The sequence below is a fragment of the Paradevosia shaoguanensis genome (assembly GCF_016801025.1).
Classification (GTDB): domain Bacteria; phylum Pseudomonadota; class Alphaproteobacteria; order Rhizobiales; family Devosiaceae; genus Paradevosia; species Paradevosia shaoguanensis.
Genome location: NZ_CP068983.1, coordinates 3,566,324 through 3,589,716, shown reverse-complemented (window position 1 = coordinate 3,589,716; position 23,393 = coordinate 3,566,324). Strand labels below are relative to the sequence as shown.

The following is a 23,393-nucleotide window of genomic DNA, read 5'->3' as shown; positions in this document are numbered from 1 at the left end:
TTGCGCCTCGCTTGATGCGGTGCCGCGTCGGCTGTTTTTGCCCATTGCGGCCCCTCCCCGGAAAGAGTGCGAATGAAAGTCGTCATTGTTGAAAGTCCGAACAAGATCAAGACGATCAACAAATACCTTGGCAAGGATTATGAAGTCATGGCCAGCTTCGGCCATGTCCGCGATCTTCCCGCCAAGGATGGTTCCGTTCGCCCGGACGAAGACTTCGCCATGTCCTGGGAAGTGGATGCCAAGTCCAACAAGCGCCTCGCCGATATTGCCCGTGCGGTGAAGGAATCTGACGAACTCATCCTCGCGACCGACCCGGATCGCGAAGGCGAGGCGATTTCCTGGCACGTCCTGGACGTGCTCAAGCAGAAGCGCGCCATCCGCAAGGACCTTCCGGTCCGCCGCGTCGTGTTCAATTCCATCACTCAGTCGGCCATCACCGAGGCCATGAAGCACTCGCGCGATATCGACGAGCCGCTGGTGGATGCCTACCTCGCCCGCCGCGCCCTCGACTATCTCGTCGGCTTCACCCTCTCGCCGATCCTCTGGCGCAAGCTCCCGGGCTCTCGCTCGGCCGGCCGCGTGCAGTCGGTGGCACTCCGCCTCGTCTGCGAGCGCGAAGCCGAGATCGAAAAGTTCAAGCCGCAGGAATACTGGTCCGTCCTCGCCAATCTCATCGAGAAGGGCAAGACCTTCGAGGCCCGTCTCTATTCCGTCGATGGCCAGAAGACCGACAAGCTCGATATCAAGTCGGGCGACGAGGCTGAAGCCATCCGCAAGGCCATCGAAGCCGGCCAGTTCACGGTCGAGAGCGTCGAGAAGAAGCCGACCAAGCGCAATCCCTATGCGCCCTTCACCACCTCGAGCCTGCAGCAGGATGCGTCCTCGCGCCTTGGCTTCTCGCCGTCGCGCACCATGCAGATCGCCCAGCGGCTCTACGAGGAAGGCATCATCACCTATATGCGTACGGACGCCGTGCAGATGGCGCCCGAAGGCATCGACCAGGCGCGCCGCGCCATCGAGAAGGAATTCGGCACCGCCTACCTGCCCGCTACCCCGCGCATCTACCAGACCAAGGCCAAGAACGCGCAGGAGGCCCACGAGGCCATCCGCCCGACCGACATGTTCCGCAAGCCGGAAAGCCTCAAGGGTGATGCCGACCAGCAGAAGCTCTATGGCCTCATCTGGCGCCGCACGCTGGCCAGCCAGATGCGCCCCGCCGAGATCGAGCGCACCACCGCTGACATCGCCGTCGCCACCACCGGCCGCGCCATCGCGCTGCGCGCTGTCGGCTCGGTCGTCACCTTCCCCGGTTTCCTGGCGCTTTACGGCGTCGAGGCCAAGGAAGATCGCGACGAGGACGACGAGGACAGCCGCGAACTGCCGCCGCTCGAAGTCGGTGACAAGCCGAAACTCTCGTCCTGCGATATCGAGCAGCACTTCACCCAGCCGCCGGCCCGCTACACCGAAGCCAGCCTCATCAAGAAGATGGAAGAGCTCGGCATCGGCCGTCCCTCGACCTATGCGGCGACCATCTCCACGCTCATCGACCGCGACTATGTGCGGCTCGAAAAGCGTGCGCTGGTTGCCGAGGACCGTGGCCGCATCGTCACGGCCTTCCTCGAGAGCTTCTTTACCCGCTACGTCGAATACGGCTTCACCGCCGGCCTCGAAGAGCAGCTCGACGAGATTTCGGACGGCAAGCTCGACTACAAGGTCGTGCTGCGCGAGTTCTGGGAGGAATTCTCCAAGGCGACAACCGAGATCAAGGATCTGCGCGTCTCCGAAGTCCTCGACTCCTTGAATGAGCTGCTTGCCGACCACATCTTCCCTGCCAAGGAAGATGGGTCCGACCCGCGCCGCTGCCCAACCTGCGGCACCGGTCAGCTCTCGCTCAAACTCGGCAAGTACGGCGCCTTCATCGGCTGCTCGAACTATCCCGAGTGCAAGCACACCATGCAACTCTCGGACGCCGCCGCCGGCGGTCTCTCTGAAAATGCCCCTTCGGACGGCATTCTCGGCACTGATCCGGAGAGCGGCGACAACGTCTATCTCAAGTCGGGCCGTTTCGGACCCTACGTGCAGCTCGGGGACGAGAAGGAAGCCAAGCGCTCCTCACTTCCCAAGGGCTGGACGCCGGATTCGATGACGCTCGACCGAGCCCTGCAGCTCCTCTCCCTGCCGCGCCTCGTTGGCGCGCATCCCGAGACCGGGCTGCCCATCACCGCCGGCCTGGGCCGCTACGGACCGTTCATCCTGCATGACGGCAAGTATGCAAACCTGCCGGATTTTGAAGAAGTTTTCACCGTCGGCCAGAACCGCGCCGTAGACCTGCTCGCAGCCAAGGCTGCTGGCGGCTTCAAGCGCGGCGGGGCCACCCCGGCAGCCATCAAGACTTTCGAGCATGATGGCGGCCCGATCACGGTTCGCTCGGGGCGCTATGGCCCCTACGTGAATCAGGGCAAGATCAACGCCACCATCCCCAAGGACGCCAAGCCTGAGGACGTGACGCTCGAACAGGCCCTCGCCCTCCTGGCCGCCCGCGCCGAGGCCACTGGCACCAAGACCAAGCGTGCCCCGGCCAAAAAGGCCGCGACCAAGGCTGCCACGACCAAGAAGGCCCCCGCCGAGAAGGCGACGACGGCGAAGAAACCTGCTGCCAAAAAGGCGGCAACGAAAGCGGAGTAATGGCCAAAAAGCCAACCGAACAACCCACCCAGCGCTCCGGCAAGGCCGGCCCCAGCCGGTCCGGCCCGAAGCGCCCCCGCCGCGATGCGATCGCGGAACTGCCCAGTCGCGAACAGATTCTCGAGGCCATGGCCTCCGAGCCCGATGTGAAGGGCAAGCGCGACCTCGCCAAGATTCTCGGCGTGCGCGGCGACATGCGCACCCCCTTCAAGCGCCTGCTCAGGGAGCTTGAGGGCGAGGGTATCCTGACCCGTACGCGGAAAACCCTGCGCATCACCTCGGCCCTGCCGGCGGTGACCGTGCTGGATATCCCCTCCGACGCCGATCCCGACGATCTCCACGCCTTCCCGGCCACCTGGAACGAGGAAGAGGGCGAGGCGCCGCGCGTGAGCGTGCTGCAGCCCCCCAATGCCCGTGTCGTCCCCGCCCCCGGCGACCGCATCCTGGCCCGCATCGATGCGGGCGAGGAACTGGTGCCGCACTACACTGCGCGCGCCATGAAGATCCTCGACAAGCCGCGCCGCGGCCAGATCGGCATCGTGCGCATGGACGAGGACGGAGCCCGCCTCATCCCCGTCGAGCGCAAGCAGAAGGAAATGCGCATTCCCGCCGGCGATCTCGGCGACGCCAAGGACGGCGATCTCGTCGAAGTGGCGGTGAAATTCTCCGGCCGCATGATGATCCCGCGCGCAAAAGTCGTGGAAGTCATCGGCAACCCGGCCACCGAAGGCGCGGTGAGCCTCATCGCCATCCACAACCTCGACATCCCCTTCCGCTTCCCGGCTTCGGTCGAGAAGGCCGCCGAGGAGGTCAAGGAGGCCACGCTCAAGGGCCGCGAGGACTGGCGGCACATCCCGCTCCTCACCATCGACCCTCCCGACGCCAAGGACCACGACGACGCCGTTTACGCCGAGCCCGACAAGGATCCGGCCAACCCCGACGGCCACATCATCTATGTCGCCATCGCCGACGTCGCCGCCTATGTGCGCCCCGGCGAGACCATGGACCGCGAGGCTTACCTGCGCGGCAACTCCGTCTATTTCCCCGACCGCGTCGTGCCGATGCTGCCCGAGCGCATATCGAACGACCTGTGCTCGCTGCGCGAAGGCGAAAACCGCCCTTCGCTCGCCGTGCGCATGGTCTATTCGAAGGACGGCATCAAGAAGAGCCACAGCTTCCACCGCGTCATCATGCGGTCGGCCGCCAAGCTCAGCTACCAGCGCGCCCAGGCGGCCATTGACGGCAATCCGGACGACCAGACCGGCCCGCTGCTCGAACCGGTCCTAAAACCCCTCTGGAAGGCCTACGCGGCCATGGCCAAGGCCCGCGACAAGCGCGGCCCCCTCGACCTCGACCTGCCCGAGCGCAAGATCATCCTCAATGCCGAAGGCATGGTGGATCGCATCTACGTGCCCGAGCGTCTCGAAGCTCATCGCCTCATCGAAGAAATGATGATTGCGGCCAACGTCGCGGCCGCCGAGACGCTCGAGAAGCACAAGACGCCTCTGCTCTACCGCGTCCACGATACGCCCAGCCGCGAGAAGCTGACCGCCCTGCGCGAGTTCCTCTCCTCGCTCGAGCTCTCGTTCGACAAGACCGACGCCGTCAAGCCCGCCAACTTCAACCGCGTGCTCGCCACCGCCCGCAAGGCCGGCAAGACCGAGCAGGTCAGCGAGATGGTGTTGCGCAGCCAGGCCCAGGCCGAATACTCGGCCGAGAATTACGGCCATTTCGGCCTCAACCTCGACCGCTACGCCCACTTCACCTCGCCCATCCGCCGCTATTCGGACCTCATCGTCCATCGCGCGCTGATCACGGCCCTGAACCTGGGCAATGACGGCCTCTCGCAGAACGAGACCATCAAGCTGCCGGGAATCGCCCAGCACATTTCCTCGACCGAGCGCCGCGCCATGGCAGCCGAGCGCGAGACGGCGGATCGCCTTCTCGCCGGCTTCCTCGCCACCAAGATCGGCGCGCAGTTCGAGGGCCGAATCTCGGGCGTGACCAAGTCCGGCCTCTTCGTGCGCCTGCTCGAAACCGGTGCGGATGGCTTCATCCCGGCCTCCACCATCGGCCAGGACTATTACCGCTATGTCGAGGAACAGCAGGCCATGATCGGCGACCGCACCGGCGAGATGTTCCGCCTGGGCGACACGGTGGAAGTCCGCCTGCTTGAGGCTGCGCCGGTGGCCGGCGCACTGCGGTTCGAGCTTCTGTCGGAAGGCCCCCGCGTCAATCCGTCATCTTACAAGCGATCCGGCAAGCGACCATCTAGGTCCTACGGTCCAAAGGGTCGTCGGAGGTAGAAATGGGTGTTGAAGTACAGGCTCTTGATAAGCGCGCCGTCTGGCCTGCGCTGCGTAACGGCATGGCATGCAAGTGCCCCAAGTGCGGCAAGGGCAACCTGTTTCGAGCCTACCTCAAGGTGAACGACGTCTGCCCGAACTGCGGCGAGGAACTCTTTCACCACCGCGCCGACGACGCCCCGCCCTACATCGCCATCGTAATCGTGGGGCACATCATCATCTTCGCCATGCTGCATATGGAGATGGTCTACCGCGTTCCGCCCATCACCTATCTCTATACGATGGTGCCGCTGGGAATCGTGCTGCCGCTCCTGATGCTGCCCTCCATCAAGGGCTTCATCGTCGGCCTGCAATGGGCCAACCGCATGCATGGCTTCGATCCGCGTAACCGCGAGGAAGAAGAGGCCTACTGAGCCCCGGCGGCTCGGGCACTCCCCTTGACAGCGGCGGCAAAATCCGTAGTTTGCCGCCAAATTTCCAGCGCCACGCGCCTGATCGCGCGGCTCGCCCTTTCCAAGGACAACCAAAATGGCAAAAGCCGCCTCCGTAAAGATCAAGCTCGTCTCGACCGCCGACACCGGCTTCTACTACGTGACCAAGAAGAACTCGCGTACGATGACCGAAAAGATGTCGATGAAGAAGTACGACCCGGTCGTGCGCAAGCACGTCGAATTCAAGGAAGCCAAGATCAAGTAAGATCGGGTTTTCCGAAGATGTTTGAAACGCCCTGCCGCTGGTGGGGCGTTTTGCTTTTGGGGGTGTCGTCGATTGGCGCTCCACGCCATCCCCCATGCCCTCCCCACCACTGTACTTCCCCGGACTTGATCCGGGGCCTATTGCACCGCTCCACTGGAGTGGAGGTATCCCTGGGCCCCGGCTCTTCGGCCGGGGAAGAGCTGTGGTTGGGTGAGCCGCGGGGCAGGACGGCCGCGCGCAAAAAAAAATAAACCCCGCATGCGGAGTGCGGGGTTTTTCTCATTCTAGTGGAATGAGTTGGCTGGTCCGAGCGGCATGTCGAAGAGGCCACTCTGTCCGTTCGGACCAGCCGTCCCTACGGAACCCAGGAGTTGCGGCGGACCTGAGAGAGACCGTAGGGTAGTTCGGGGGAAGCGCTTAAGCGTTTCCGATGAACGGAACCTACTCCCCGCCCCCAAAAACACAAGCGTTTCTCGGCTCCGAACGGCCGGTTTGCGCATTAATAGTGAAGTGTTAACCCTAACGCATACGGGGCTATATCGAGGGAGCTAGCTCTCGCACCGAGGCGCCCGCTCGGAGGGTTTTTCGAGAGCAATTTCAGCGAATCCGAGGCGGTGTTTCGCGCCCCGCTTCGGCCTTCACGCGGCGTCGAAAATGACCCGGTTGCGCCCTTCCCTCTTGGCTCGATAGAGGGCGATGTCGGCGCGCTTGAGCACCAGCTCGGGCGTATCGCCTTCGGCATCGTTGAGCGCCACACCGACGGAAACGGTGATGTTGAGCGGACGCTGGGCGCCAGCCTCGAAGGGACGCTCGGCGACCGCCTGACGTACACGCTCGGCCACGCTTTGCGCCTGGCGGAAATCCGTATCGGGCATCAGCACCACGAACTCCTCGCCGCCGAAGCGGCAGGCGAGATCGACGCCGCGGATGTTGCGGCGTAGGCGCAGGGCGAATTCCTTGAGCACCGCATCGCCGATATCGTGGCCATGGGTGTCGTTTACCGCCTTGAAGAAATCCATGTCGATGAGCATCAGCGCCATATCGCGGCTCTGCTCCTGCGCCTTGCCTAGCATGAGGCTCAGATGGCGCTCGAAATAGCGGCGGTTATAGAGCCCCGTGAGCTCGTCGGTGACGGCGAGCGCCAGCGTGTGGTTGACGCTCTCGCGCAGCTCCACGGCATAGCGCTGTCGGCGAATCTGGGTACGGACGCGTGCCGAGAGCTCGTTGCGCTCGACCGGCCGCATGATGAAGTCGTTGACCCCGAGGTCGAGCCCGCGCACGACGCGGTTGCGATCGACATCTTCGGCGATGAGGATGATCGGCAGGGTCCTGCCCTGCTCCAGAGTGCGGATCTGCGAACAGATGCGCAGCGCATCGAACTCGCTCAGCGCCATCGACACCAGCACCAGCTCGAAATCGCCGCCGGCCAGGGCCAGAACAGCATCGGACGGGTTGGTCAGCACCTCGACTTCGTTGTTGTCGCGCAGGTAGCCAGCCACGCGCTCGGCATGGCGCTGATCGGTATCGATGAGGAGGATCCGGCCGTTGTCGGTCGTGATCGAATCCATGGCGCGCAGCGCGTCTTCGACCGCGATCTGCTGGCCGGTCTGTGCCCTGGCGCGCAATTCGTCGGTGAGCGCCTTGAGCCGCACCAGGCTTTTGACGCGCGCCATGAGCTGGATGTCGTCGACCGGCTTGGTGAGGAAATCGTCGGCGCCGACCTCAAGGCCGCGCACGCGGTCGGACGGCTGGTCGAGCGCCGTCACCATGACGACGGGAATGTGGTGGGTCTTGAGATTGCCCTTGAGGCGGCGACAGACTTCAAAGCCGTCCATCTCGGGCATCATCACGTCGAGAAGGACCAGGTCGATATCGGCGCGATCACAGATCGCCAGCGCCTCGCGGCCGGACGTGGCCGTCAGCACCTCGAAATATTCCGCAGTCAGTCGCGCCTCAAGTAGACGCACATTCGTGGGAATATCGTCAACGATCAGCACACGCGCTGTCACCGGCCGACCACCTCACCTAAATGGAATTGCCCCCAGGCCGCTTAAACGGCAGGTCCAATGTAGTGAGCAATAGTTTCCAAAAAGTGAGGCACGGAGATGGGCTTGGAGATGTAACCCTCGCAGCCGCCTTGCAAAATCCGCTCTTCGTCGCCCTTCATGGCAAAGGCCGTAACCGCGATTACGGGAATGGAGGCGAGGTCGTCGTCCTCCTTGAGCCATTTGGTGACCACGAGCCCGGAAACTTCGGGCAACTGGATATCCATCAGGATCAGGTCCGGGTGGTGCGCGCGCGCAAGGTCGAGCGCTTCCATCCCGTTGCGGGTCTGGATCACCGAATAGCCGCGCGATTCCAGCAGGTCGTTGAAGAGCTTCATGTTAAGCTCGTTGTCTTCAACGATCATCACTGTCTTGGCCATGCGCCCTCGCTTGGCCCCATCTCGTGTGGTGCCGCCACTTCGTTTTCCATCATCTCTCGGCTAACATCAACTTCGTTACAAATCCTGAAATGGAACCCCACGTGGACCGCCTGAAGCCGCCCCCGCTCGATGCCAATTCTCTGGCAGATATGTGTCTTGGTTTCCTCGCTGAAAACCCCGAGGAACTGGGGAATTTCATGGCGGTGACCGGCTACGTCCCGGCCGCGCTGCGCAATGCGGTAGGCTCCGACTCGCTGGGGCGCGGACTCATCGACTATTTCGCTTCCAACGAGCCGCTGCTGCTCGCCCTCTGCGCCAACCAGAACCTTTCCCCCGACTCGTTCATGCGCGTCTGGGCCAAGCTCAACCCAGCGGGATGACATGGCGCCAGTCCCCTTCCTTTGCCGGGACTGTTCAGCAACGGGCGCGGCCGAGACGGCCCCTGCCCGCTGCCGCCGATGCGGTTCGCCGCGAATTTTCGCCCATCCGGAGCTGCCGACGCTCTCGGTCGCCCATATCGACTGCGACGCCTTCTACGCCTCGATCGAAAAGCGCGACGATCCCTCGCTGCTCGACAAGCCGCTGATCATCGGCGGCGGCACGCGAGGCGTCGTCTCCACCTGCTGCTACATCGCCCGCCAGAGCGGGGTGCGCTCGGCCATGCCGATGTTCACCGCCCGTCAGCTCTGTCCCGATGCGGTGGTGATGCCGCCCAACATGGCCAAGTATGTGGGCGTCTCCCGGCAGGTCCGCGCGCTCATGGACGACCTGACGCCGCTGGTCGAGCCGCTCTCGATCGATGAGGCCTTCCTCGATCTCTCGGGCACGCAGGCGCTGCACAAGGCACCGCCCGCATTGGTGCTCGCCCGCTTCGCCAAGCGCGTGGAGACTGAGTTGGGCATTACCGTTTCAGTCGGTCTTTCGCACAACAAGTTCCTGGCCAAGATCGCCTCCGACCTCGATAAGCCGCGCGGCTTCGCCGTGATCGGAGCGGCCGAAACCATCGACTTCCTCGCCCCCAAGCCGATCAGCCTCATCTTCGGGGTCGGCAAGGTATTCTCCGAAACGCTGCGCAAGGATGGCTTCACCACCATCCGCCAGCTCCAGAATCACCCGCGCGAAGACCTCATCCGCCGCTACGGCGATTCCGGCGCCCGCCTCTCGCGACTATCGCGCGGCGAAGATTCGCGCGCCGTCTCGCCCGACAACGAGATGAAGTCGGTTTCGAGCGAAACCACGTTCAACACCGACCTCAGCGACTTCGAAGCCCTCTCCACCGAGCTTCTGGCCCAGTCCGAGCGGCTGTCCGAGCGCCTCAAGGCCAAGGGGCTGGTGGGCGATACTGTCCATCTCAAGCTCAAATCAGCAGGATTTCGCTTGCGAACCCGCGCGCGCGCCCTGATGATCCCTACGCAACTGGCCAACGTCCTTTACGAACATGGCCTCCAGCTCCTGGCGCGCGAGATCGACGGCACGGCCTTCCGGCTGATCGGCATCGGCGTTACGGGCCTGGAGCCCGCCGCCGGCGTCGAAGACCCGGTGGACCTTCTGGAGCCCAAGGTAGCCCGCAAGGCCGCCGCGGAACGGGCGATGGACCGGGTGCGCTCCCGCTTCGGCAGCGACGCTGTCGTGCGCGGCAAACTCTACGGGCGGTCCGGCCGCCCCAAATCGGCAGAGAACACGGAAAGAACCGACGACAAATGACCAAGGCGATCGAGAAACTGCGTGAATACGGCTACGAGCTTCCCAGCGCCAACCCGCCCGTTGCCAGCTACCTGCCGGTGTGCCGGAGTGGCAACCTGCTCTACATTTCCGGCCAGCTTTCGACGGGCGAAGGCGGCGTGGTGGAAGGCCGGCTCGGCGACACCATGAACGTCGTGCAGGGTGGCAATGCCGCCGAGCTCGCCGCGGTCAACATCCTCGCCCAGATCGTCCATAATGGCGGCGTCGACCTCGATGACGTCAAGCGCGTGGTCAAGCTCTCGGTCCTCGTCTCCGCCACCCCCGAATTCACCGAGCACCACCTCGTCGCCAACGGCGCCTCCAACCTTCTGGTCGGCGTATTGGGCGACAAGGGCAAGCATGCCCGCGCCGCCTATGGCGTGGCCGGCCTGCCGCTCGGCGCCGCCGTTGAAATTGAAGCGATAATCGAAGTCTAGTTATGTCAAAGCTCGTTTTCGACCGTCCCATCGCCCATCGCGGCCTGCATGACCGCCAGGCCGGTGTGATCGAGAATTCCCGCTCCGCCTTCGACGCCGCCATCGCCGGCCGCTTCGCCATCGAATGCGACCTGCAGTTGACCTCGGACGGCGTGCCGGTCGTGTTTCACGACGACGACCGCCTTCGCCTGCAGGGCGTGGAAGGCTTCGTGCGCAACGCCACGGCCGCGGAAATGACCTCGACGCCCCTGCTCGGCTCCGCCTCCGGCGATTGCCCGCAGACTTTTGACGATTTCCTCGCCCAGGTGAACGGCCGCACGCTGCTCCAGGTCGAACTCAAGACGCAGACGCACGAAAACACTCAGCGCCTCGCCGATGCGGCCGCGAAGGCGGTCAAGGACTACAAGGGCCCGCTTGTATTCGAATCCTTCGATCCCCACCTGATTGCAGCGGTGCGCCGCGCCGGCTTTGGCGGCAAGGTCGGCATCATCACCTACAGCTACGACGACCCCGACGAGGACGGGCGCCTTACCGATAGCCAGCGCTTCCAGCTTCGACATCTCATCCATGCCCCCTGGTCCCGCTTCGACTTCATCTCGTGCTACCAGAAATCGCTGGACCTGCCCGCCGTGCGCTTCTTCCGCGCCATGGGCGTGCCGGTGACGGCCTGGACCATCCGCTCGGCCAATGAGGCCCGCGAAGTCGCCGGACGCGCCGACCAGCTCGTATTCGAAGGATTCGACCCCGACCGTGTCTGATGCGGAATTGACCGCGACCATCCACCCTTCGACGGCCTCCATACCTGCTGCCACGTGGAATGGCCTGGTCCCCTCGACTTCCGGAAAGCCGGATAACCCGTTCCTGGACCACGCATTCTTCCTGGCCCTCGAACAATCCGGCTCCGCCAATGCCCGTACCGGCTGGCAGCCCCAGCACCTCCTGCTCGAGCGCGACGGCATCCCAGTCGCCTTGATGCCGCTTTTCCTCAAATCGCACTCGCAGGGCGAATACGTCTTCGATCATGCCTGGGCCGATGCCTATCAGCGCGCCGGCGGCGAGTATTACCCCAAGCTCCAGTGCTCGGTGCCTTTCACGCCGGTGACGGCCCCCAAGCTCTGGGTGCCCTCGGGCGACCCGGCCCTGCGCCGCGCCCTCCTCACTACCGCCGAAACCCTGGCCCAGCAGCGCAACGCCTCCTCCGTCCACGCCACCTTCGTGCCCGAAGAAGAAGCGGAATTCGCCGAGGAAACCGGCTGGCTGCATCGCGTCGATACGCAATATCACTGGCACAACCAGGATTTCTCCAGCTTCGAGGACTACCTCGCCACCCTCTCCTCCCGCCACCGCAAGGTAACCCGCCGCGAGCGCCGTGACGCGCTGGGCGAGGAAGGGCTGAGCGTCGAGTGGATCACCGGCTCCGACATCAAGGAGCACCATTGGGACGAGTTCTTCGCGTTCTACCAGGATACCGGCAGCCGCAAATGGGGCCGCCCCTATCTCAACCGCAGCTTCTTCTCGTTGCTTTCGGCGGCCATGGCCGATCGAGTCGTGCTAATGTTCGCCTATGACGGTGGCCGGCCGATTGCCGGCACCCTCAATCTCCTCGGCCACGATACGCTCTACGGCCGCTATTGGGGCGCCGTCCGCGACGTGCCGTTCCTGCATTTTGAACTCTGCTATTACCAGGCCATCGACTTCGCCATCGCCCACAAGCTACGGACCGTCGAGGCCGGCGCGCAGGGTGAGCACAAGCTGGCGCGGGGCTATGTGCCGACGCCCACCCACTCCGTCCACTGGATCGGCCATCCGGGCCTGCGCAACGCCGTTGCCGACTATCTCGAGCACGAACGCGCTTCCGTCGCGCACGACCAGGACATGCTCGATGGATTTACACCCTTCAAAAAGGGGTGAAGTCTTTTGACGCGCGCCGCTTTGGGTGGCACTACCCGAGTGGGGCAAAATTATCCGTGACCATCACGAACCTTTTCGCCACCGCTTTCTCGCCCGCGAGAGAGCTCCGTGGCCTGGCGCGAGTGCTCCGTTCGCGCCTGCTGAAAACGTGAATCAGTTTTGCAGGAGATCGCCATGGACCTTTGGGCGATAATCGTTTTTCTCGTTCAGTCGGCGGTGATCTTCGTCGTATCGACGCTGCTGTTCGATATCCTGCACTACCTGCTGCACCGCTGGGAAAAGTCGCGCTTCAAGCTGCTGCGCACGTTCTCGTCCTGGCATTGGGTGCACCACAAATTCCTCGACATGAAGCTCGATATCCACCCGGGCTATGTCCGCCAGAACTTCTGGTTCCACATCCTCCCCGAATTCGTGACCGGCCTCGTCGGCACCCTGCTTTTCCTCTTCGTCTTCCCCTGGCCGGCCGTGGTTGCTAACGTCGTGCTGCGCATCGTGCTCCTGGTCGGAACGATCAAGGAGGAAGGCATGGATTTCAATCACATGGCCATGGACCGTGTCGACGGCCAGCGCCCGCTCTGGTGGGTCAACAATTCCTACCACGCGCTCCACCACGTCCATCCGCACAACTTCTTCTCCTCTTTCTTCAACCTCTTCGACCTGCTTTTCGGCACCGGCAACCAGATCGCCGGCCGCCGCTTTCTGCTGACCGGCGCTTCCGGCGCCTATGGCTCGGCCATGAAGGAACGTCTCGAACGCGAAGGTGCCACCGTCGAAACCGCCAAGTCCGGCGTCGATTTCTCCGCCGGCAATTACGAGCGCATGCGCGAAAAGCTTGAACGCGCCGACGTCCTGATCCTCGCCCATGGCGCCAAATCCGACGATTGCTGGAACGCCAATTACCGCACAGCCGTCGACCTCACCGAACTCTTCATCGAAATCGGCAAGGACCGCCTGACCCCGCCGGAAGTCTGGGGCCTCGGCTCGGAAGTCGAACTCCACGGCGATCTCGGCATGGAAGAACTCAAGGACTACGCCGCCTCCAAACGCGCCTTCGCGGCGCGGGCACTGGATTTTTACAAATCCAACGCCCTGGTCTATCGGCACATCGTCCCCTCCTCCTTCACCTCGGCCATGGGCAAGGGCGCCATGAGCGCTCAGACGGCCGTGGGCATCACCCTCTTCTTCATCAAGCGCGGCTTCACCTACGTGCCGGTGACGTTCACGACGCTCGCCTGCTGGAATTACTTTCGGTTCCGCTTCATCCAGAAAGCCGAGAGCGGGGAGTTGCGGGCAGCAGAGTAGGAACTTCCTGCGCTGAGCTTGCTCTCACTCACGGAACTTCCCCGGCCGTAAAGCCGGGGCCTATTGCACCGTCCAACGCGAGTGGCGCCATCCGTAGGCCCGGGCTCTTCGCCCGGGGAAGATCGGGGTGGGGATGCGATTTCCGTGGGGCGACGTCAGCCAGCAGGTCTCGGTGCGCTGGGCTTGCCCCCTTGTGACAACGCCAGCAGGGCGGTAAGCCCAACGCACCGCATTTGCAGAGGAGCCCATGATGCCGGCCTACGACCCCTCGAACATCTTCGCCAAGATCCTCGCCGGTGATATCCCGAGCCACAAGGTCTATGAGGACGCCGATGTCCTGGCCATCATGGATGTCTTCCCGCAGTCGCGCGGCCATGTTCTGGTCATCCCCAAGGCCCCGAGCCGCAACCTGCTCGATGCCGACCCCGCCGTGCTCTCCGCCGTCATCCCCAAGGTCCAGAAGCTCGCGCAGGCCGTGATGAAGGCCACTGGCGCCGATGGCTTCCGGCTCGTCCAGTTCAACGAGACCCCGGCCGGGCAGACCGTCTTCCACCTGCATTTCCACATCATGCCGGTTTATGAGGGCACCGAACTCGGCCGCCACGCCTCCGGCCAGAAGGCAGACGATGCCGACCTGGCCGCATTGGCAAAATCCATCGCCGCCGCGCTCTGACAACCGGTTGAACCCTGCTTGATCGCGCGATTGCGGTTCCTATCTACCAAGGACCGCAATCAGCCGGAGAACAGGGCCAGCCCATGAAGTGTCCAATCGACAATGCCGACCTCCTCATGACCTCGCGCGAGGGCATCGAGATCGACTATTGCCCGCAATGCCGCGGCGTCTGGCTCGACCGTGGTGAGTTGGACAAGATCATCGAACGCTCCTCTGGCCAGCAGGCACCCGCCCGCCAGCCGGAAACCCCGCGCCAGGACTTCCGCCCAGAGCCGCCGCGGCAAGACTACCGCCCGGACGCGCGTTACAAGGACCACGACGACCATGGTCGCGATGGCCAATACCGCAAGAAGAAGCGCGGCTCATTCCTAGACGATCTCTTCGATTTCTGATGCTGCCAAGGCCGGGGAAACCCGGCCTTTTTCTTGCGCGTTGCATTTCGGCCCGCGCGCCTGCAAGCTTCGTGCATGAGCGCGCAAACACGCACAGCCAGATGCTCCTGCGGCCAGTTGCAGGTGGAATGCTCCGGCGAGCCGGACAAGGTCTCCGTCTGCCACTGCACCGAATGCCAGCGCCGGACCGGCAGCGCGTTCGGCGTGGCCGCGTTCTTCCCTAAAACAGCCGTTCAGATCGCTGGCGACTCGCGAACCTATGAACGGGTGGGCGATAGCGGACTGCCGCTTCGCCATCACTTCTGCCCGAACTGCGGCAGCACGGTCTTCTGGTATCCCGAGCGCCGGCCGAGCCACATCGCAATCGCCCTGGGCAGCTTTGCCGATCCGGCATTCCCAGCACCCAGCCAATCCGTCTACGAGGACAGCAGGCATCCCTGGTTGACGCTCGACCTTACGGCACGCTAGCCACCAAGGCCCGCCAGCCCTGCTCCGAGCACATTCATGCCGATGAGCGCGAACACCATCATCATGATCACCGCATTGTTGCGGATCATGAAATCCTCGGCCGCAGCCAGCGCGCCGTCGAGCCGCGCGCCGCCCAGCAACCGGGCGCCGAGGACCACCAGCACCGAGAGCGAGCCCACAAGCACGAAGGCGACGATGCCGGCAACGACATCCCCGCGGCTGATTTCGTCATATTTGAGCGCCGACATCGCGCCCATGGCCAGCGCAAGGTTCTTGGGATTGGGCCCGGCCAGCGCCAGCCCCCAGCCGAAAGCCCGAACAGGCGAAGCCTTGCCGAAGGCTTCGAGCCATTTGGGCACCTCCGGCACCCCACCTGCCTTCGGCCGCCCCGCAAACTTGCGCCACGCCGCCCAGAGCAGCAGCAGCCCGACGATGACCTGCGCCCAATGCGTCACCGGCCCGTCGTCCCCGCCGCCCACGGTATTGACCAGCAACGCCATGACAACCGCCCCAGCCCCAATGCCCGCCATCCAGCCGAGCACATTGGCCACCAGCGCCGTCATGCCATGCGGCGAGCGCGCCACAAGGATCGCACCCACCACCGGAAACGGGCTGAGCGTCACCGCCAGCGCATAGGGCAGCACCGGCCCGATCCCACTGAGAACCACAGACGCCTCCTCGCTGGCCTGCCCCACCCTAGCGCCTCGGGCGCAAACGAAAAGGCCGGGGAAAAATCCCCGGCCTTGGCATTGTGTCTACGCTACGAGCCTCAGCTCTTTTCTTCCGCCGCCTTCGGCTTGCGCTTCCTGGGCGCGGCGATGGCCTTGGGCTTGGCCGGGCGCGGGGGCACGGCCACGAGTTCGAGCTTGGCGTCGTCGCCCTCGCCCACCACGGCCACGGTCACCGTGCCGCCGTTGACAAGTTCACCGAACAGCACCTGCTCGGCCAGCGGCTTCTTGACGTATTCCTGGATCACACGGCCCAGCGGGCGCGCGCCCATGCGTTCGTCATAGCCGCGTTCGGCCAGCCAGTCGGCAGCTTCCGGCATCAGGTTGATCGTCACGCCGCGTTCGGCCAGCTGACCTTCGAGCTGCAGGACGAACTTCTCGACGACACGACGGACCACGCTCGGCGGCAGCGGCGCGAACGAGATGATCGCATCGAGCCGGTTGCGGAATTCCGGCGTGAACAGCCGATTGATCGCTTCCTCGTCGTCCCCCTGCTCGCGCTTGCGGCCGAAGCCGATCGGCGACTTCTGGAGCTCCATGGCGCCGACGTTCGACGTCATGATCAGGATGACATTGCGGAAGTCGACCTGCTTGCCGTTGTGGTCGGTCAGCTTGCCGTGGTCCATCACCTGCAGCAGGATGTTGAACAGGTCCGGATGGGCCTTCTCGATTTCGTCGAGCAGCACCACGCAGTGCGGATGCTGGTCCACGCCATCGGTGAGCAGGCCACCCTGGTCGAACCCGACATAGCCCGGAGGCGCGCCGATCAGGCGGCTCACCGTGTGCCGTTCCATGTACTCAGACATGTCGAACCGCAGCAGTTCCACGCCAAGTGTGTCTGCTAGCTGCTTGGCCACTTCGGTCTTGCCCACGCCGGTCGGGCCGGTGAAGAGGTAGGAGCCGATCGGCTTTTCGGGTTCGCGCAGGCCCGCACGGGCGAGCTTGATGGCCGAGGACAAAGCCGTGATCGCCGCATCCTGCCCGAACACAACCGTCTTGAGGTTGTTCTCGAGGCCCGCCAGCAGTTCGGCATCGGACTTCGAAACCGACTTGGGCGGAATGCGCGCGATGGTGGCGATGGTCGCCTCGATCTCGGGCACGTCGATGATGGTCTTGCGCTGGTCGGCGACAAGCAGCATCTGGCTGGCGCCGGTCTCGTCGATCACGTCGATCGCCTTGTCGGGCAGCTTCCGGTCGTTGATATACCGCGCGCTCAGCTCCACGGCGGCCTTGAGGGCTTCATCCGTGTACTTGATCTTGTGGTAATCCTCGAAATACGGCCGCAGGCCCTTCACGATCTCGATGGCATCCGGAATGGTCGGCTCGGCCACATCGATCTTCTGGAAACGACGGACGAGCGCCCGGTCCTTCTCGAAGAACTGGCGATATTCCTTGTAGGTCGTCGAGCCGATGCAGCGGATGCCGCCTGAAGCCAAAGCGGGCTTCAAGAGGTTCGAAGCATCGAGCGCGCCGCCCGAAGTGGCGCCGGCGCCGATCACGGTGTGGATCTCGTCGATGAACAGCACCGCGTTCGGGAGCTTTTCGAGCTCCTTCATCACGGCCTTGAGGCGTTCCTCGAAGTCGCCGCGATAGCGGGTACCGGCCAGCAGCGCACCCATGTCGAGCGCGTAGATGACGGCTTCCTGCAGCACTTCGGGGACATCGCCCTCGACGATCTTGCGTGCGAGGCCTTCGGCGATAGCCGTCTTGCCCACGCCCGCGTCACCCACATAGATCGGGTTGTTCTTGGACCGGCGGCACAGCACCTGGATGGTGCGGCGCAGCTCGGCGTCGCGGCCGATCAGCGGATCGATTTTGCCGGCACGGGCCTTGTCGTTGAGGTTGACGCAGAAGTCCGCCAGCGCCGAGCTCTTCTGCCCGTTGCCACCGCCGCCCTCGCCTTCCTCATGCCCGGTCCCGCCCTCGGAGCCGCGCACACGGCGATCCTCGTTGGGCCCGGACTTGGTGATGCCGTGCGAAATGAAGTTGACCGCGTCCAGCCGGCTCATGTCCTGCTGTTCGAGGAAGTAAGCGGCGTGGCTCTCGCGCTCGGCGAAGATCGCAACCAGAACGTTGGCGCCGGTCACTTCTTCGCGGCCCGAGCTCTGGACGTGGATCACCGCACGCTGGATCACGCGCTGGAATGCGGCCGTGGGACGAGCGTCCTGGCCGTTGGGCACCACGAGGCTGTCGAGCTCTTCGTTCACGAAGTCCTCGAGGTCGCCGCGCAGGGCATCGATATCGACATCGCACCCCTTCAGCACCGCGATGGTGTCGCGGTCATCCAGCAATGCGAGGAGCAGGTGCTCCAGGGTCGCGAACTCATGAGCACGCTCGCGGGCCAGGTTCATGGCCTGGTGCAGAGCCTTTTCAAGTCCGCGGGAAAATGAGGGCATGGTCTGGTTCCTATTGCTTTTCCATCACGCATTGCAGCGGGTGCTGGTTCTTGCGTGCAGTTTCCATGACGCGGGTGACCTTGGTTTCAGCCACCTCGTATGGATAGACGCCGCATTCACCCACCCCCTGTTGATGAACATGCAGCATGATACGCGTCGCGTCTTCGCGCGACTTGTTGAAGACCTCCTGCAGGATGAGAACCACGAACTCCATCGGAGTGTAGTCGTCGTTCAGCAGGAGCACCCTGTAGAGGCTGGGGCGTTTTGTGCGGGGCCGCGTCTTGGTGGCGGTCCCACTCTCGAATTTGGAGCCGTTGTCGCCGCCTTTGCCGTCGTCTTCGGGTCCGGAACGCAGAGCATTACGGGCCGAGATTTCGGCGTCCGCGGCTTCCGGCATCTTGCGAAGCTTAGGAAGCGTGGTCATTGCTGGGCTACCGGTCAAACTCAAACGAAGCAGCATAGTGGGAACCATTATGTAGGCAAAATCTGGTCGGTGTTAAGAGGCAAGCGGAGCGCTCACGCGGGAGTTGAACGCACCGCGCCCCATCCCCGCCGTAAAGAAGCGATAGCTCCCCGGCATGTCTGTGACATCCCCGTCCGGCCCCGTTAACGATATCGCCCTCAAATGTAATCTCATTTTACGGAATGGTAAGGCCCCCTGCTTACCATCGGCGAGAGTAGGGACGCGTGGGCTTCTCGTGTTTGGGGACGCGAAAGCCGGTTCTAGTTGAGTACGGGGTGCGTTGATGCCCCGAGTGAGAGTTGGAGTACAGGGTGACTTCCCAGCGGGCAGATTCCCTTTTTTCGCGCGGATTCTTCGCGCGCCTCGTCGCCGCATTCGTTGTGGCTCTTGCGGTGATGGCCCCCACTATCGTGGACGCAGAGGCCGCCGTTAAGCAGCAGAACCTGCGCAGTTACGCCGGCATTGCCGTCGACGCCAAGACGGGCAAGGTGCTCTACGAAGAGGCCGCCGACGCCACGCGCTATCCGGCGTCCGTAAGCAAGGTCATGACGCTCTACGTCCTGTTCCAGGAGCTGACGGCCGGGAACATCAAGCTTTCGACCAAGATGACCGTCTCCAAATATGCCGCCTCTGCGGTGCCGACCAAGCTCGGCCTGAAGGCCGGCTCGACCATCACCGTCGAAGACGCCATCAAGGCCATCGTGACGCTCTCGGCCAACGACATGGCCCGCGTCATCGCCGAGCACATCTCGGGCTCCGAATCCAAGTTCGCCCAGCGCATGACGGCCACCGCCCGCGCGCTCGGCATGAACCGCACCACCTACGTCAACGCCTCGGGCCTGCCCGATGGCCGCCAGGTCACCACCGTGCGCGACCAGGCGCGCCTGGCCATCGCCATCTACCAGCACTTCCCCAAGTACTACGAGTACTTCCAGACCAAGAGCTTCGCCTACGGCAAGCGCGTCTACGGCAACCACAACCGCCTGCTGGGCGCCTCGGGCATCGACGGCATCAAGACCGGCTACATCAACAATTCCGGCTACAACCTGATGACCGCCTCCCGCAAGGGCGACCATCACCTTGTTGTGATCGGCTTCGGCTTCAACTCGTCCGGCGCCCGTGACGCCAAGGTCTACGAAATCGTCCAGAAATACCTGCCCAAGTCCCGCCAGGGCGGCTATCTGCAGACGGCGATGATCCCGGCACCAGGCATCCGCGGCGGCTATGTCGGCGGCAGCGCGCCCGATATCCAGGTCGCTGCGGCCGAGGAACCCGTCATGGTCGTCCCCGCGGCGTTCCCCAGCTTCCGCTCTACTGCCGTCGCTGCCCTGCCCGCTCCGGTCGCCGCGCCCGCCGCCCAGCCTGCTCCGCAGGTCCAGGTGGCCAGCGTCCGCGCACCGGTTCCCCAGGACATGCCGGCCGACCTGACTCTCCAGCCCGCCGTGCAGGCTGCCAACCTCATGGGCGCCCCCAGCGCCGTCCAGCCGGCCAATCCGCCGGTCGACGTGATCGGCGCCTGGATCAGCGAGACCTTCTCTCTGGGCGCTCCCCCCGCCCCGCTTGGCCAGACCCAGGCTTCCGAGCCTCTGGTTCCGCCGGTTGGCGTCGGCCAGCAGGGCCAGCCGATCGACCTGATGACCTCGGGTGCCATCTCCAAGGACAAGCCCGTGCAGGTCGCCGCTATCGACGGCAATGACGTCCCCGCTCCGACCCAGGCCCAGCCTGCCGGCAAGCGCTGGATCGTCCAGATCGGCGCCACGCCGAACCAGAACGGCGCCAGCCAGCTCATCGACGATGCAGCCTCCCGCATTACCGCGCTGGCCGATTTCCGTGCCTCGGTCGAGCCCTTCGAGAAGAACGGCCAGACCTTCTACCGCGCCCGCTTCGTCGGCTTCGGCGACCGCGATGACGCCACCCAGATGTGCAACCAGCTCAAGGCGGCCAAGATGAGCTGCCTGGCGATGCAGAGCTAACGGCTCCGCGACCAACAGGAAGTGCGTTCCCCCGGGCTTTTAGTAAGGAGTTGGCCCCATGAGTGAACTGTCAAATCTCGCGGAACTGGCGCACTTCGTCGGCAAGTCGCGCCTGACGTCCACCGATGAACGCGCCCGCCGCCGCGCCCTCGCAGGCCTCACGGCCCGCCTCGATCCCCGCTCCCAGCGCCGCGGCGTCGGCGAGCTGCTGGGCGTCGTCCTCGCCCTCTCCGCCCGCACCCGCCGCATGGTGATGCCGCGCGTGGAAGTGGAAATCGACGTATTCGCCCCGGGTGGAAAGCGCGCGTTGCGGATGAGCTTGGGACATCACACGCACTAGGCGTGGTGGTAGAGTGGAAACGACAGAGGCCCGTGCGTAGCGCGGGCCTTGTTGTTTTGGGGGTTAGCAGGTCGGAAGGGGAAGCCACGGAGAGAGTTGGCACGTCCGTGCCCGACCACCTTACTTCCCCGGCCGTAGAGCCGGGGCCCACGGATTTCTCCACTCGGGTGGAGTGGTGCAATAGGCCCCGGGTCTTCACCCGGGGAAGATCGAGGAGGTGGTTGGGTGTGAGACTAAAAGCGAGATCGCACCCATCGCCTCTCGCTCAGGGGGAGAAAGAAACCCGTGGCGCCCCAAGCGCCCTACCCCAGCAACCGCCGCTCCAGCACCGACCGCAGCGCCCTCGCGCCAATCACGGCGTCCCCGCCGCTGGCGACCGCCATGTTCCGCCCGCGCGCCTTCGCCTCGTAGACGGCGGCATCGGCCTGTGCCAGCAACTCATCGAGATCGTACCCGGCCTCGGCAGTCGAGGTCACGCCGACGCTGACCGTCACGCGAATATTCGCACCCACGGCCTCCACCGTCCCGCCTTCGAGCTCGGTGCAGATCCGTCGCGCCGCGACCAGCGCCTCTTCGAGCCCAGTGTCGCGCAGCAGGCAGCAGAATTCCTCGCCGCCGATGCGGTAGATGCCGTCGGCCGGCCGCAGGTTGGCCTCCAGAACGCTGCTGAACTTCACCAGCACGCGGTCGCCGGCGTCGTGCCCATAGCGGTCGTTGATCGACTTGAAGTGGTCGAGATCGAGCATCAGCAGGCTCAGCGGCAGGCGCTGCCGCTTGTGCCGAAGCACGACGCGCTGGCCGTCATCGAGAAAGGCGCGGCGGTTGGAAAGACCCGTGAGCGGGTCGGTCAGCGCGTATTGGCGCTGCTCGAACTCTCCGCGCTCGCGGGTCATCGAGATCATGAGGATGGTGAGCGCCACCGCGAGCGCGAACAGCATCAGGTTGAGGATGGACTGCGCTACCGGATCGAGCGGCAGCGCCCCGAAAGGGAAAGGCAGCACCCAGAGCAGCGGAATGCGCAGCGCGAAGACGAGGCCCGCAAGCGTCAGGATCAGCACCGTCGGCAGGCGCGAAACCAACTGCTCCTTGCGCCCGCGCCAGAGTTCGACCGCCGCAGACCACAGGAAGCCTGCGGCGAGCACCGAGGCCACGATTACGCGCGCCGCCAGGCTCGCCATGAACGGCTCCCAGGAGCAGAGCGCGATCCAGCCGATGGTCGCCAGCCCCAGTGGCCAGAGGATCGGCCGCCTGCGCTCGAATACCCGCGCGGCCTGCCAGATACAGCCGAAGGTCAGCAGCAGGGCGACGTTGCCGATGACGACGGAAATATAGGTTGGCTCGTCACGCCATTGCGTGAAGGCGAAGGCCGCGATGGCGGCGAGGAAAAACGGCACGCTCCACCAGGCCAGCCAGGAGGAGCGCCAGTCGACCGCCCAGTAGAAAAGGAAGATCAGACCCAGCAGCAAGGCGGACAAGCCCCCCTGCACCAGCACTGTGAACATGTCGATCTGCATATTCGCCCCTCGCTGGGGCTAGACCCAGTGACGTTTCATATAACTCAAGTATGACAGGCAGTTAGGCGATCTGCGCTTCGACCGGACGCACATCGTTTGCAGCTCCCTCGCGCCGCTGCCCGTCTATAGGAGCAAGCTTTCTGCTCGGCAAGTTGAGAGAATCGAGCAGCAGCCGATATTCCTGCCGCGCCGTTATATGTGACATCGGCGGCAAGCCGCCCAGGATGGTTTCGTCGAGCGGATCGAAGACCGTCAGCCCATAGGGAAAGAGCGAACGGAAGATCACCCGCTCGGCAATGCCATCGGCGACCCGGCAGCCAAGCTTCATTGCCACCTTGTCGAGCACGCCCTGAACGGTGCGGCTATTGCGCGAAGCGAGCATCGAGACGCGGTTGCGTACGAGCACCCAATCGACGGTATGCCCATCGACGGCCAGCCGCTCGGACCGGGCGCGCTGCACGAGCCGCGCATACTGGCCGAGATCCTTGGCCTCCCCCGTTGCGGGATCGAAGCGCACGATGACGTCGAGGTCGACCAGGCTGTCATTGACCGGCGTTACCAGCGTATCGGCCATGGAATGGGCCAGCCGGGCCAGGTTCGTGTCGAATCCCGGCGTATCGATCAGCACGAAATCGACGCTGTCCTCGACCTCCGCGATCGCGGCGCCGAACAGCTCGAATTCGTATTTCTGGTTCTCGCGAATGGAATCGCCGCGCGGGCGCGGCAGGTGGAAATGCAGCGTATTGGGCAGCGACACGCCCTGGGCCTCGGCCCAGCGACGGCGGTTCTTCACGTAGTTGGTAAAGGTCTGCTGGCGGCTGTCCACGTCCATCGTGGCGACGCGGTAGCCCTTGTAGAGGAGCGCGGTGGCGAGGTGAAAAGCGGTAGTCGACTTTCCTGAGCCGCCCTTTTCATTGCCCACGACAATGACATGTGCGCCCCGACCATCCATGACCACATCC

22 protein-coding genes are annotated in these 23,393 nt (G+C 64.1%); 15 read left to right on the top strand and 7 right to left on the bottom strand.

Annotated elements, in window-relative coordinates; genetic code table 11:
• Positions 1-72: 72 nt before the first annotated feature.
• The 4 genes from topA to rpmG all read left to right on the top strand — a co-directional run bounded on the left by topA (position 73) and on the right by rpmG (position 5,687).
• Positions 73-2,685: a type I DNA topoisomerase gene (topA, locus tag JNE37_RS17530; protein WP_203064015.1), complete on the top strand. Its 2,613-nt coding sequence runs from the start codon at positions 73-75 to the stop codon at positions 2,683-2,685.
• Positions 2,685-4,991 (top strand): ribonuclease R, encoded by a 2,307-nt coding sequence (gene rnr / locus JNE37_RS17525; protein WP_203064013.1) that lies wholly within the window; start codon positions 2,685-2,687, stop codon positions 4,989-4,991. The genes topA and rnr overlap by 1 nt, the downstream gene beginning before the upstream one ends.
• 2 nt (positions 4,992-4,993) lie before the next feature.
• A complete protein-coding gene (locus JNE37_RS17520; RefSeq protein ID WP_035038490.1) occupies positions 4,994-5,404 on the top strand; it encodes a DUF983 domain-containing protein in 411 nt (136 codons plus the stop codon).
• A gap of 115 nt (positions 5,405-5,519) precedes the next feature.
• The gene (gene rpmG, locus JNE37_RS17515) at positions 5,520-5,687 is read left to right on the top strand and encodes a 50S ribosomal protein L33 (protein ID WP_035038488.1); all 168 of its coding nucleotides are present in this window, start codon (positions 5,520-5,522) and stop codon (positions 5,685-5,687) included.
• Between the two features lie 638 nt (positions 5,688-6,325).
• Here the strand turns inward: rpmG and JNE37_RS17510 are convergent.
• Together JNE37_RS17510 and JNE37_RS17505 are read right to left on the bottom strand one after the other, a co-directional pair.
• A complete protein-coding gene (locus JNE37_RS17510) occupies positions 6,326-7,696 on the bottom strand; it encodes a PleD family two-component system response regulator (protein ID WP_203064011.1) in 1,371 nt (456 codons plus the stop codon).
• A gap of 41 nt (positions 7,697-7,737) precedes the next feature.
• Positions 7,738-8,112: a response regulator gene (locus tag JNE37_RS17505; RefSeq protein ID WP_035038484.1), complete on the bottom strand. Its 375-nt coding sequence runs from the start codon at positions 8,110-8,112 to the stop codon at positions 7,738-7,740.
• A gap of 101 nt (positions 8,113-8,213) precedes the next feature.
• On the opposite strand from JNE37_RS17505, the gene JNE37_RS17500 reads away from it, so the two are divergent.
• The 9 genes from JNE37_RS17500 to JNE37_RS17460 all read left to right on the top strand — a co-directional run bounded on the left by JNE37_RS17500 (position 8,214) and on the right by JNE37_RS17460 (position 15,017).
• The gene (locus JNE37_RS17500; protein ID WP_160176246.1) at positions 8,214-8,492 is read left to right on the top strand and encodes a DUF3572 family protein; all 279 of its coding nucleotides are present in this window, start codon (positions 8,214-8,216) and stop codon (positions 8,490-8,492) included.
• Between the two features lies 1 nt (position 8,493).
• Positions 8,494-9,816 carry a DNA polymerase IV gene (locus tag JNE37_RS17495; protein ID WP_203064010.1) on the top strand — a complete coding sequence of 441 codons (1,323 nt, stop codon included), beginning with the start codon at positions 8,494-8,496 and terminating at the stop codon, positions 9,814-9,816.
• Positions 9,813-10,271, top strand: a complete 459-nt coding sequence (locus tag JNE37_RS17490; RefSeq protein ID WP_035038479.1) for a RidA family protein — start codon at positions 9,813-9,815, stop codon at positions 10,269-10,271. Before JNE37_RS17495 ends, JNE37_RS17490 begins: the two co-directional genes overlap by 4 nt.
• Before the next feature lie 2 nt (positions 10,272-10,273).
• On the top strand, positions 10,274-11,029 hold the full coding sequence (locus tag JNE37_RS17485; protein WP_203064009.1) for a glycerophosphodiester phosphodiesterase family protein: 756 nt from the start codon (positions 10,274-10,276) through the stop codon (positions 11,027-11,029).
• Positions 11,022-12,182 (top strand): GNAT family N-acetyltransferase, encoded by a 1,161-nt coding sequence (locus JNE37_RS17480; RefSeq protein WP_379124801.1) that lies wholly within the window; start codon positions 11,022-11,024, stop codon positions 12,180-12,182. Before JNE37_RS17485 ends, JNE37_RS17480 begins: the two co-directional genes overlap by 8 nt.
• 174 nt (positions 12,183-12,356) lie before the next feature.
• A complete protein-coding gene (locus JNE37_RS17475; protein WP_203064007.1) occupies positions 12,357-13,484 on the top strand; it encodes a sterol desaturase family protein in 1,128 nt (375 codons plus the stop codon).
• 247 nt (positions 13,485-13,731) lie between these two features.
• Positions 13,732-14,157 (top strand): HIT family protein, encoded by a 426-nt coding sequence (locus tag JNE37_RS17470; protein WP_182400088.1) that lies wholly within the window; start codon positions 13,732-13,734, stop codon positions 14,155-14,157.
• Positions 14,158-14,240: 83 nt separating this feature from the next.
• The gene (locus JNE37_RS17465) at positions 14,241-14,549 is read left to right on the top strand and encodes a TFIIB-type zinc ribbon-containing protein (protein WP_182400087.1); all 309 of its coding nucleotides are present in this window, start codon (positions 14,241-14,243) and stop codon (positions 14,547-14,549) included.
• Positions 14,550-14,624: 75 nt separating this feature from the next.
• The gene (locus tag JNE37_RS17460) at positions 14,625-15,017 is read left to right on the top strand and encodes a GFA family protein (RefSeq protein WP_182400086.1); all 393 of its coding nucleotides are present in this window, start codon (positions 14,625-14,627) and stop codon (positions 15,015-15,017) included.
• Here the strand turns inward: JNE37_RS17460 and JNE37_RS17455 are convergent.
• From JNE37_RS17455 to clpS, 3 genes are all read right to left on the bottom strand, one after another.
• Positions 15,014-15,685: a GAP family protein gene (locus tag JNE37_RS17455; RefSeq protein WP_203064005.1), complete on the bottom strand. Its 672-nt coding sequence runs from the start codon at positions 15,683-15,685 to the stop codon at positions 15,014-15,016. The genes JNE37_RS17460 and JNE37_RS17455 overlap by 4 nt on opposite strands.
• 101 nt (positions 15,686-15,786) lie before the next feature.
• Positions 15,787-18,141 carry an ATP-dependent Clp protease ATP-binding subunit ClpA gene (gene clpA, locus JNE37_RS17450; RefSeq protein ID WP_035038461.1) on the bottom strand — a complete coding sequence of 785 codons (2,355 nt, stop codon included), beginning with the start codon at positions 18,139-18,141 and terminating at the stop codon, positions 15,787-15,789.
• A 10-nt stretch (positions 18,142-18,151) separates the two neighbouring features.
• A complete protein-coding gene (gene clpS / locus JNE37_RS17445; protein ID WP_035038458.1) occupies positions 18,152-18,565 on the bottom strand; it encodes an ATP-dependent Clp protease adapter ClpS in 414 nt (137 codons plus the stop codon).
• A gap of 350 nt (positions 18,566-18,915) precedes the next feature.
• Here clpS and JNE37_RS17440 point away from each other — a divergent pair, with 350 nt between their 5' ends.
• Both JNE37_RS17440 and JNE37_RS17435 read left to right on the top strand, forming a co-directional pair.
• Positions 18,916-20,577: a serine hydrolase gene (locus JNE37_RS17440; RefSeq protein ID WP_203064004.1), complete on the top strand. Its 1,662-nt coding sequence runs from the start codon at positions 18,916-18,918 to the stop codon at positions 20,575-20,577.
• Between the two features lie 58 nt (positions 20,578-20,635).
• The gene (locus JNE37_RS17435; RefSeq protein ID WP_035038455.1) at positions 20,636-20,917 is read left to right on the top strand and encodes a hypothetical protein; all 282 of its coding nucleotides are present in this window, start codon (positions 20,636-20,638) and stop codon (positions 20,915-20,917) included.
• Between the two features lie 302 nt (positions 20,918-21,219).
• Here JNE37_RS17435 and JNE37_RS17430 read toward each other — a convergent pair whose 3' ends face one another.
• Positions 21,220-22,431, bottom strand: coding sequence for a GGDEF domain-containing protein (locus JNE37_RS17430; RefSeq protein ID WP_203064003.1), 1,212 nt, complete (start codon positions 22,429-22,431; stop codon positions 21,220-21,222).
• Positions 22,432-22,492: 61 nt separating this feature from the next.
• Positions 22,493-23,383, bottom strand: a complete 891-nt coding sequence (locus JNE37_RS17425) for a division plane positioning ATPase MipZ (RefSeq protein WP_203064001.1) — start codon at positions 23,381-23,383, stop codon at positions 22,493-22,495.
• Positions 23,384-23,393 lie beyond the last annotated feature (10 nt).